Annotated in this window: 13 protein-coding genes; 1 reads left to right on the top strand and 12 read right to left on the bottom strand. The window is 33.4% G+C overall.

Annotation, left to right across the window (positions count from 1 at the left end; translation table 11 throughout):
• Window positions 1-519 precede the first annotated feature (519 nt).
• Entirely contained in the window at window positions 520-2277 is a 1758-nt protein-coding gene (locus B5F09_RS13700) for a reverse transcriptase/maturase family protein (protein WP_087374870.1), read from the top strand.
• A 58-nt stretch (window positions 2278-2335) separates the two neighbouring features.
• Here B5F09_RS13700 and B5F09_RS13695 read toward each other — a convergent pair whose 3' ends face one another.
• The 12 genes from B5F09_RS13695 to B5F09_RS13645 form a co-directional block, all read right to left on the bottom strand.
• The gene (locus tag B5F09_RS13695) at window positions 2336-2668 is read right to left on the bottom strand and encodes a hypothetical protein (RefSeq protein ID WP_087374868.1); all 333 of its coding nucleotides are present in this window, start codon (window positions 2666-2668) and stop codon (window positions 2336-2338) included.
• Entirely contained in the window at window positions 2655-3086 is a 432-nt protein-coding gene (locus B5F09_RS13690) for an AAA family ATPase (protein WP_158095861.1), read from the bottom strand. The genes B5F09_RS13695 and B5F09_RS13690 overlap by 14 nt, the downstream gene beginning before the upstream one ends.
• Window positions 3064-3456 carry an ATP-binding protein gene (locus tag B5F09_RS15350; protein ID WP_087374865.1) on the bottom strand — a complete coding sequence of 131 codons (393 nt, stop codon included), beginning with the start codon at window positions 3454-3456 and terminating at the stop codon, window positions 3064-3066. Before B5F09_RS15350 ends, B5F09_RS13690 begins: the two co-directional genes overlap by 23 nt.
• On the bottom strand, window positions 3453-3875 hold the full coding sequence (locus B5F09_RS13680; protein WP_087374863.1) for a Mu transposase C-terminal domain-containing protein: 423 nt from the start codon (window positions 3873-3875) through the stop codon (window positions 3453-3455). Before B5F09_RS13680 ends, B5F09_RS15350 begins: the two co-directional genes overlap by 4 nt.
• Window positions 3876-4035: 160 nt before the next feature.
• A complete protein-coding gene (locus tag B5F09_RS15480) occupies window positions 4036-4281 on the bottom strand; it encodes a tyrosine-type recombinase/integrase (protein WP_087374872.1) in 246 nt (81 codons plus the stop codon).
• Window positions 4282-4292: 11 nt separating this feature from the next.
• Window positions 4293-5042, bottom strand: coding sequence for a tyrosine-type recombinase/integrase (locus B5F09_RS13670; protein ID WP_087374861.1), 750 nt, complete (start codon window positions 5040-5042; stop codon window positions 4293-4295).
• Complete coding sequence (locus tag B5F09_RS13665; protein ID WP_087374859.1) at window positions 5032-6033, bottom strand: tyrosine-type recombinase/integrase; 1002 nt, start codon at window positions 6031-6033, stop codon at window positions 5032-5034. Before B5F09_RS13665 ends, B5F09_RS13670 begins: the two co-directional genes overlap by 11 nt.
• Window positions 6026-7231, bottom strand: coding sequence for a tyrosine-type recombinase/integrase (locus B5F09_RS13660; protein ID WP_087374857.1), 1206 nt, complete (start codon window positions 7229-7231; stop codon window positions 6026-6028). The genes B5F09_RS13665 and B5F09_RS13660 overlap by 8 nt, the downstream gene beginning before the upstream one ends.
• Window positions 7232-7351: 120 nt before the next feature.
• Complete coding sequence (locus tag B5F09_RS13655; RefSeq protein ID WP_087374855.1) at window positions 7352-8152, bottom strand: DDE-type integrase/transposase/recombinase; 801 nt, start codon at window positions 8150-8152, stop codon at window positions 7352-7354.
• Between the two features lie 75 nt (window positions 8153-8227).
• A complete protein-coding gene (locus B5F09_RS14770; protein ID WP_143357520.1) occupies window positions 8228-8764 on the bottom strand; it encodes a DUF6431 domain-containing protein in 537 nt (178 codons plus the stop codon).
• 330 nt (window positions 8765-9094) lie between these two features.
• Entirely contained in the window at window positions 9095-9910 is an 816-nt protein-coding gene (locus tag B5F09_RS13650) for an aldo/keto reductase (RefSeq protein WP_087374853.1), read from the bottom strand.
• A 40-nt stretch (window positions 9911-9950) separates the two neighbouring features.
• Window positions 9951-10619, bottom strand: a complete 669-nt coding sequence (locus tag B5F09_RS13645) for an MATE family efflux transporter (protein ID WP_087374851.1) — start codon at window positions 10617-10619, stop codon at window positions 9951-9953.
• Between the last annotated feature and the right edge of the window lie 370 nt (window positions 10620-10989).

Below are 10989 nucleotides of genomic sequence, written 5' to 3'. Positions count from 1 at the left end.
TATTTAATATCACAGGTCCATCTTATCGAATCAAAGATAAATTAAATCCTAAAAAAACTGAGAACACTTAATTGCAACAAATTGGTCAAATTATCTTGACTTTTATACCTCGCGGGGATAACCCAACGGGGACCATAGCATGTCGGTAAAGCCAGGATTAGTCCTTTTAGGACGAGTGGCTTGGCGAGCTAGGCCATATATGGTAAAGCTTCTAGAGTTGAACCCAAGTCTTGTGGTGTTAGAAAAACATTCAAGTTATCACTCTTGTTTCTAGACGATATATCCAGTATTTGAAAGGTTGGATATAAGTAGGTCGTCTGGCACAGTTGACATCGTCAACCTAAAAGACCAATTGGATACCTAAGTATGGAGTTACTATATTAAGCGTTACCGTGATATACCCTAGTGCTCTGGTTTTCTTTATTTAAACTATCACGGGTAGAGAGTCTCTACAGTAGCCCAATGATTATCTGTAATGGATAATACATGGTGAAAGGAGACAGTTTCTAATTTCTATTTTTGAAAGGAGTTGACCCGAATGAGTCATCAAAACTTTTAACGAAACTAGAATGTTTTCGTTCCCGTAACAGTATAAATCACTATTACATCAATAAAGATGTTTATCGTCTTCTATACGATAGAGATTTCTATTACATTGCCTACAACAGTATCAAATCCAATGATGGTGCTGAAACTGCTGGCAGTGACGGAACTTCTCTTCATGGATTCTGTGAAGAATGGATTGATGAGCTGATTTCATCTTTTAGAGATGAAATCTATCAGCCTCAACCGAACAGAATCACTTACATCCCCAAGAAAAACGGAAAGATGCGTAAGCTTAGCTTTCCTAATGGAAAAGATAAGCTAGTACAGGAATGTGTTCGTATCATACTTGAATGTATTTATGAACCTACATTCTCAAACCTTTCCCATGGCTTTCGTCCTAATCGCAGTGTACACAGCGCCTTAGCTCAAGTAGAAACCTGGCGTGCTACGACATGGTTTATTGAAGGTGATATTTCTGCATGTTTTGATGAAATTGATCACCGTGTCCTGGAGTCCATCCTTCGCGAAAGAATTCATGATGAACGTTTTATTCGTCTCATCAACAAAATACTGAAAGCTGGTTACTTCGATATGGAACATAAATTCCAATCAACTAAACGAGGTAATGCTCAAGGCTCGTGCAGCAGCCAAATTCTTGCGAACATCTATCTTGATAAACTGGATAGATTTATGGAGCACATTATTGAACGTGATATGCTGGGCAAACATCGTAGACAGAATCCTGAATATGCCAGGCTGAGACATCAGCTCAACAAAGCGATATCGGTGCATGACATCAAGGAAATCAAAAGACTAAGAAAAAAACTGAGTTCAACATCATCCGTTGATAACTTTGATTCTTCATTTTGCAGAGTACACTACGTACGCTATGCTGACGATTTCCTAGTAGGAACTATTTCTTCAAAAGCATATGCCCAACAGCTCAAGCAGGAAATCAGACAATTTCTTAAAGATGAACTTCATCTAAGGCTTAGTGAAGAAAAGACACTCATCACACATGCTAAAAACGAAAAGGCACATTTTCTTGGTTATCTCATCAGCAGGAGATTTCCTAGCATTGACATCCTGATTGATAATCAAAAACTTATATGCAAACTACGTGACAACGGAATGTGTGATGCATTTGGAAAACCTCATTCCATAAAACGATTATTATCCAAGCCAATAGAAGACATCATTACCTATGGTAATCAGGTTCTTCGTGGGCTTATCAACAATAATCAGGGGTGCAGAAATTACTATGACATGCATAGAATCCAATACATCATTCAATATTCCATTGCCTATACGATTGCACGCAAATGTGATACTTCATTAAAGAAGGTCTTTAAGAAATATCATACACAACTGATTTATTCGTACACGAATGACAAAGGAAAAGCTAAAACAATCAAATTAGTTCTATACCGCTCATTCAAGCGTGATAAAACATTCTTCCCACAGTGGCTTAGTAAAATCAAGCAGAATGTGGAATACAAATATAGTGACACAAATCCTCTCAAAAGAAACTGTTACATATGTGGCAATCCACAACAACATGTCATGTTTCATAGAAAGAAAATCAGTCTATTACATAAGCCGTATTCCCATATCATCAAAGAAATGATAAGAATAAACCGCAGACAAATATGTTTGTATAGAGAATGTTTTATAAAGGTTAGCCAAAACCTTTTAGAATACAATCAAATTACCAAACGAAAACTCACTTAGAAATGGAGAGCCGTATGCATTGAAAGGTGCCCGTACGGTTCGGGAAGGGGCGAGGTCCTTAGACTTCGCCTATTTCATAAAGTTTATTGATCATTTTCAGTCCATTGGCTATAGTTAGTCCATCAATTATACTGTTAGTATGTTCTGCTAGTTTTTCACTGTTCCAGAAGATATCATCAGGATGGCTCAGCTCACTGGATATTCCCATTTCTGGAATATCCAGCCATCTTGTTTTACTGAATTCTATCAGATACACTCGATAAAGACTTCCTTTTCCACTTACTGTAAACCCGGTTATCTGCTTTGTATGTTCGATATCTTTTATCATGCAGTTCCATCTCATATTTTTATAACGGCATTCATATATCAGTTCTTTTTTATCCAATTTCATCTGCTGCCTCCATTACTGTATCATTATCAATTATCATCCTGTTTGCTGCTGCACCAACTATCAGACAGTGGGTCATCAGATTGTTCAGTTTTCTTGATGAACCCTGACATGCATTTGACAGTGCTGTTAAAGCTTCTGGCATGACCAGCGGTTCATTTCTTCCTGCTTTTTTTAATTTTATACTGATATAAGTTTCAATATCTTTTTCATTCATCCCGGTTGTTTCATACTGGATCACGATCCTCTGCTTGAGTGCTTCATGAACTGCTCTATTGATCGTATGATTTAATACTGGTGTTCCTGTAAGGATCAGAATTACATAGCTGCTTGAATCAAAATTAAAATTTAAAAGCATTATCAGATCATTCAGGATATCGGTTTTCAAAAATTGTGCTTCATCTAATATTATGACCGGCACTATCCTTTTTTTCATCGACCATCTTTTTTATATGGGCCTGGATATTTCTGAAATTATCTATTTTTTTATGATATATTTCCAGTCCCAGCTGATTGCTCAGTTCACGATAGAATTCAATCGTGCTCAGAGTCGACATTGGCATATATATTACTTTATACAGACCAGGATTCAGTGTTTCACTGAATTTTTTCATGATAAACGATTTACCTGTTCCGCTTCGGCCAGTAAATAATCCTATTCCTCTGACATCCTTCAGATAATTGAGCCTCCCCATTGCTTCCCGGTAATCACTGGTTTCTACTGGTATATCGGGCTGCCCTTTTTCAAATGGATTGAATTCCAGTCCATAATAGATCTTAAAATCTTTCATTGGTCATCCTCCTTTGAAAACAGTGGTCGCTTTCTTTTTATTTTTGAATTGTCTACTTTCTTTACTTCAGATATCTTGATATAGCTGTCATCATCAAATATATAAACCTCACTGAGATCAGGTTTATATTTGATGGTTATCCTGCTGCCTATGTATTCCTGCTTTGTTTCGAAAACTTTTGTATTGAGCCTGATCGTTGCATCATTGGCAACTTTTCTGGTTGCAGTATGATAGAATATTTTTTCAAGTCTTTCTGGTTCGACCCTCCTGATCGATGATTCATCATCCATAAATACATTTACCGGAGTATTTCCATTCAGTGAAGCATGTGGTGAATTATTTTTCTTATTGACATAGAGGGCAAAAGCTGAATCTATATCTTCTGTATTTTTAAACTGATCAAAGTCTGTATTGTACATCCATTGTTCCTTGACTGATTTGAAGCTGCGCTCGATCTTGCCCTTGCTATTTATGTGGAATTCCACATAAATAGCATTATGTGTACTTTATGATTATGTGGAGTTATTTTGTTTTTATAGCTTATAAGGCCATTTTTTGATACAAAAACTCCACATAATATTATTTTAAACTTTCCAGTAATTCAATCAGAGCTTCATCACCTGACCACAATGCCTGTTCTTTATTTATCGATAATACATCTGCTGCTAGTTTAACTGCTTCTATCACTACATCATTAGTGATATCCAGATATATTTCTGTTGTTTGTATATTACTATGTCCTAGGAAACGTTGTATAATAGGTAGTGCTGTTCCATTTTGGAGAAAATGAACAGCTTTTGAATGTCTGAATGTATGAGGGGTTATTGTTTTGTTATTTAACGTTGGACATTTTTTTTTGCTTTTTCATAATATTTATTTACAATTTTATTCACACCATATCTTGTGAACTTTTCGTTTGAATGATTCAGAAAAAGAAAACCAGATTTTATTTTGAATTTCTTCATATATTCCTTGATCATTGATACAACTGAATCATTGATATATACAAGTCGTTCCCTGTTTCCTTTTCCTGCTATCTTTATATATGGATCTTTATTAAAAAATATATCCGACACTTCCATATTGATCAGTTCACTGACCCTCGCCCCTGTTTCATATAATACCGTAAGCATTATATAGTGCTTATATCCAGATCTATACCTTAAATCTATACATTTGAAGAATGCTTTCATTTCTTCTACGGTCATAAAACCCATTTTTTTCTTTGGTACTTTTTTCATTTTGATCGATTTTGATGATAGATAGAGATCGATATAAACAGGATTTATAGATTGTGCATATTCTAAAAATGAATTAATGATTGTCAGTTTGTGATTTCTTGTTTTTGAACTGCATTTTAGCGACCTTTCAACATAATCCAAAAATGTCATTATATTTTTTTTGTTGAAATCATATAGTGAGAGTTCGTGCCTTTTTATTTTTAATTCATCACTTAGATAATTGATAAATTGTTTCAATACGGTCAGATAAGTATCATAGGTATTAATACTAAATTTTCTCTCAAGTTTTAGATGCTTTGAAAAATATGATTCTAAAATGGATGAAAAATCATTCTTAATCTTCATCGAACTTATCACCTCCAAAAATATCAGTTATGAATGATGAATAATCAGCCATTTTATTCTTTGTTTCTTCAAACAGGATGGGGGTCAACCAGACGTATTTCTGTGTTTCATGAAGTGACTTATGACCAAGATAGGCAGATAAATATGATAGAGATAAATTTATATTTCCATCGTTTTTCTGCAATTGGGTAAGGCTCATGACCGCAAAAGTATGCCTGAAATCATGTATCCTTGGACTACCATGCTTCTTCCTTTTGATCTTGTTATGCTTCAATGCCTTATAAAAATAATAATGGACATTGCTTTCTTTTAGTCTGTTATCGACATCGATATAAAGCAAATGTTCATGATTATCAAGTACAAAAGGCGTATTAACTATATAGTTCCTGATCTCATCCGTAAGTGTTTGGCTTATCGGGATCATTCTTTTATTATCATTTTTAGCGATATCGATATAGATAATATTATTGTTGAAATTGATATTGTCGGTTCTTAAATTCAAGACTTCTCCCAGGCGCATACCTGTAGTTATTAAGATCTTTATACAGATGGTCACTGCATTTATCGTGTTGGGTAATAGCTTATACTTTCCAAGAAAATCAGACTCAGGGTAGTTTTCCAGATAATTGACTATTCCTGTCAATTCTTTTTTGCTGTAGATATAAGGTATGTATTCAGCTTCTCCTTTTCGTGATATAGATGGAATGATATAGATATTTTCAATGACATTGTGACTGAATAAATATTTTCCAAACTGACGCAATACACTTGCCTTACTTATCTGAGTTCCGATCCGTTCATTTGAATCTAAATATAAGAAAGGTTCTACGATATCTCTTGAGAAAACAAGATCGTCGATGTTCAGGCTAGAATAATACCTATCAAAAAGGGATATGACAATTAGGCCTTTTTCGTATTTATATCCACAGTGAATCTTGTGTTCATAAAAATCAATCAGATGTTCTTTCCATGGGCTCATCAGTTCAAACACGATATGGAACCTCCAGAACGCACTTTTTTAGACCTTCCATATCAACTTTTGCATATATCTGAATACAATTTGTATTAGAATGACCTAATACATTGGCTACTGAAAATGCTGAAACAGAATTGTTGATAAGGTTGGTTGCAATGCTGTGCCTTAATGTATGTGGCCCGTAATGTCTTCCCTTCAGATCGAACGGAGCGTTAGAAAAGTAAGTATTGACTATATATGTTATCATATAAGTGTTAAGTTTTTGGCCTTTTTCTGTAGTAAATACATATTTTGATGATGATCGCCTTTCTCTTTTGATATATTCGATGATAGGATTACCAATCTCAGGAAGCAATGGAATTACATGCATTCTTTTTGTTTTATGCTGAATAATTCTGATTTCATTTTTTCTCCAGTCAATATTTTCAAACTTTAAATTAGCCACATCACTAGCTCTAATCCCAGAATAAGCCGTAAGACAAAGGACTGCATAATTTCTTAAATGATTATCCTCATACTTGAAATCTCTGGCTGAAATCAGTAACTCTCTTATTTCCTCAATCGTATAAGCTGATGGAATATCTTTATTTTTGATGCTGCTCATATTATCGGGCCATGCAAGCAGGATGTCTTTAGAAATGGCACTTTTTTCATAAGCGAATATCAAAAATCTTCTGATCAGTCTCATCTCGATTACATAAGCAGTCTTATTCATTACGGTCATTCGTTTATTCAGGTATTGGCGTAACGACTCCTTAGTAAGTGACTTGAAATCTGAATCAATCAAAAAATTACGAATCCTTTTACGTTTATTTTCTAAAGTTCTTTCTGAATTACCATCCTCTTTGCTTAATTTTAGATATTCTTCAAGAAGTTGATTTGCATCATGATCTAGCAGGAAATCTCTATGATAATGATAGTTTAGTTTCTTAAAAGGTATGTTTTTATTTGACTGTAACAGATTATTGAATGCGAGAACATATCTTTTTTCACATTGTGTAAGTTTACATTTGTCGATCACATAGATATCTTTTCCAAAATAATCTTCACAGTAATCATACACCATCCATTCTTCAAATAAAGCATCTTCCCCGTGCAATCGGATCAATCGATTCCAGATATACCAGTTTGCACCGTAAACAGTTTTATATGATAAACCAGAATCAAGTAGTTCTTGAAACGCTTTATCAGATAATTCTTTCAATGTGTACATATTATCTACCTCCTTGTCTTGTCATACACGTAGATAATTGTATCCTAAAATAATATTATGTGGAGTTTTTGTATCAAAAAATGGCCTTATAAGCTATAAAAACAAAATAACTCCACATAATCATAAAGTACACATAATGCTATTGCCGTGGTATACCTGAGCATGAATGATCTGAATCTGCAGCTGAGCACAAATGATTGGCAGCTGTTCATTTTTATAAGGTTTTCCATTATCGGCATATAGTCTTTTTGGAACCCCATATTTAGATATTGCCCGTTTCAGTACTGTCTGGACATTGACAGCATTGTCTTCAAGGAAAAATCCATATCCAACGATCATTCTGGAATGATCATCGATGATCATAATAAGATATGTTCTTAATTTATGACCTCTGCTGTCTTTGATATATGAACAGTAGGTCGTATCCAGCTGCCACATATCATTGGTATGTTCCATTTCAAATGCTCTCATATCTTCGACCGGTATGTGATTGAATTCCGGTTTTGATGCAATAAATCTTGTTATGGTCGATAATGAAATATCCTTCTTCAATATATTCCCATCTTCAATGAGCTTCAAATAAATTGAAGTGGCCGTCATCCTTGGATTTGTTTGTTTCATTTCTATAATTTTGTTTTTCAAAGTTTTATTCAGTTTCCTTGAACGGCCTTTGTCATTACGTGTTTTTGGCATCAGTCCACTAAATCCTTCTTTTTGATATGTATCGTACCAGTATCGTATCGTTTGAAACGAATACTCTTTTGATGTACCATCAGGATATTTCAATGAAGCAGACGCAATCCTCTTAAAATACTGCAATGCAGAACGATCCGGGTATGTTCTGTTGAGCACTGGTACGATCAGTTCATATCTAAAAAGTGCAATCTTAGTATCCAGATCATCTTTTTTTCTGTTATTCATTAATAATACACCTCCTGACTTAACCGTATAACAGTTAGAAGAAATATTCAAAGTAACAGTTATGGGAAAATAAGTTTATGGATAAATTGTCATATTATTAACTGAAATACGTTGCATAAACATGGCATGATATTCATAAAAGTAATTCAATATAAAATCAAAGTCATAAAAATCTGCCACTGTAAAAACACTCAAAAATGAATTGAGCCTTTCCTGATGAAATCGAATATAAAACCTGATAATTTTATTTACTGTTTCTCTGGAAAAACCAGTTATCTTTGAAATAACAGTACATGAATCTGTGATATTGCGATAAGATTTGGTTATTCTGATTATCGATGGATTTGATAATATCCGATAAGGTATGATAATACTTGGAAGAAGAGCATGTGTGCAACCACAGCTGTCGCATTTGATCCTGATGATAGAAATTACAACTGTATGATCAGCATCAACAGCCAGATAACGCTGATAGCAGGCATGACGATGAAAATGTCCGGTAGAACCGCAGGTACATTTAACTTTATTAAGATCTAATGATTTAATATCTTCGTTATAAAAATCCTGGGAATAATTATTGAAAGAAAGTGTTTTAAATGTTATCATAGTCATGTACAAGACATACATATGTTTTTGGGAAAAAGGAAGGTAGGACGGCAATCCGATGACCCTTTCTTTTTTTGTATGTCGATCTCCTTAAATATAATAATAAAACAGTTAAGATAATTTGCATATTATTTTCTCAAATTATTTTAACTGTTTTATTATATTTATTAATTTTATTTGACTAATTCCTTTATTTTTTTGTTCAAATAATCTGCTAATCAACACATTAAATAAACAGATATATATCCTGAAAAAACAGCTAAAGAGAAGAAGTAAAAGAAATACATCAATAAATAACTCAAATAGCTGTTTTTATAATATTTCATCACTCGATATTTAAAAATCGAAATCATCTGGATCAGGACCAGTCCTTTTATTTTGATTTAAGGCATTCATTAAGCTCATTTCTTCATCTGTTAATTCAAAATCAAATAAATCAATATTTTCTTCAATACGATCTTTATGAATAGATTTTGGTAATACAACAATATGTCTTTGTAATAACCATCTTAAAATAATTTGTGCTGATGATTTATGATATTTTTTAGCAATCATTTCAATCGCTGGAATGTGTAAACATGCCCCACTTCCTAGTGGCGACCAGGCTTCTAACACAATTTTATTTTCCTGACAGAATTCAATTGTTTCTTCATCTTGCATTTGAGGATTAATCTCAATTTGATTAACACTTGGAATTTTATGAACATTTGCTAAAAGATTTTGTAAATGAGATTTTCTAAAATTAGAAACACCAATACTTTTAATCAAACCGGCTTCTTTTAACTTTTCCATTTCTAAATAAGCATCAATATACCCTTCTACTGGCCAATGAATTAAATATAAATCTACATAATCAACCTGCAATCTACGCAAACTTTCTTGAAGCGCTTCTTTAGTGCGATGTTTTCTAATATCATCATTCCATAATTTTGTAGTAATAAAGATTTCTTCTCTTGGAATCCCGCTTTCTTTAATAGCCATACCAACTGCTTCTTCATTTCCATAACATGCTGCCGTATCAATATGACGATAACCAGCTTTTAGTGCATCTAAAACCGCCTGTTTAGTATCTTTACCACTTTGCCATACCCCTAAAGCAACAATCGGCATTTTTTGACAACAACATAATTTAACTTTAGTATTAATATTCATTTTAAATTCTCCTTTATAATATTTTTATAAATTAACTTTTTTAAACTTCTTGAACAATATGATATTCTTCCTTGATATCATTTACTGAAAGCTTTTTTAGAAGAAAGATTTTATGAAAATAGATATAGTTTGTTATAGTGGTAATAAAATCTGATATTGGTTCAGCTAAAACTACCGTTAAAACCTGATTTTCAAAAAACATTGGTAGAATAAAGATTAAAGGGATCAGTAAAATAATTTTGCGATAAAAAGCAAAGAAAAATGACATTTTACCTTCTCCTAACGAATTATATGATTGCTGACAGGTTGAATTTATTCCCATGATACAACCGCCTAAAATATAGATTCTTAACATCCAGCTTCCTAGTCTTAAAAGCTCGCTATCACTTGTAAAGATACCAACAAAGATCTGTGGAAATAACTCCATCAATAAAACAATCACTAGACTGTATGAACATGTAGCTTTCATTGCTAAAGATATTGTTTCCTTGCATCGTTGATAATTTTTAGCGCCATAGTTATAAGAAATAATCGGTTGACTACCTGCAGCAACAGCTTCAATTGGTAATAAGACAAATTGATACATTGATGTCATGATCGTCATGGCACTAACTGCTAATGAACCACCAAAACTTAACAACTGCTGATTAAAACAAATTGTAAGTAATCCTTCTGATGCCGACATAAAAAATGGCGAAGAACCTAACATCAATATTCTTTTTAAAACAGACCATTTAATACGAAAACGATTAAACTGAATCCTTAAAATTGTTTTTTTACCTAAAAACTCACTAAATTTCTGATTATCTTTTCATAAGCTGGTAAATGTCGGTATAGCCTGTATTTTAGGGCTTTATCGGCATTTTCCTTTTGGAAGATACTCTGCATAAGCTGGCATTTACCAGCATGAAAATGCAACCAAAAGTAGTAAATGAGTAGTACAATCACCGATTTAAGAAGCAAGAGACAGTGATGCTAGAATAAAAACTGGACTGGTTAAATGGAAGAACTAGCTAGTATATGGTACAATGTCATAAGCTTAAATCAAAAAACAGGAAAGAGGTATATGACAATGACTA

Source organism: Erysipelatoclostridium sp. An173 (genome assembly GCF_002160495.1).
Classification (GTDB): Bacteria; Bacillota_I; Bacilli_A; order Erysipelotrichales; family Coprobacillaceae; genus Thomasclavelia; species Thomasclavelia merdavium.
The sequence above is the reverse complement of the archived record's forward strand: the minus strand, read 5'-3'. Positions and strand labels throughout refer to the sequence as shown.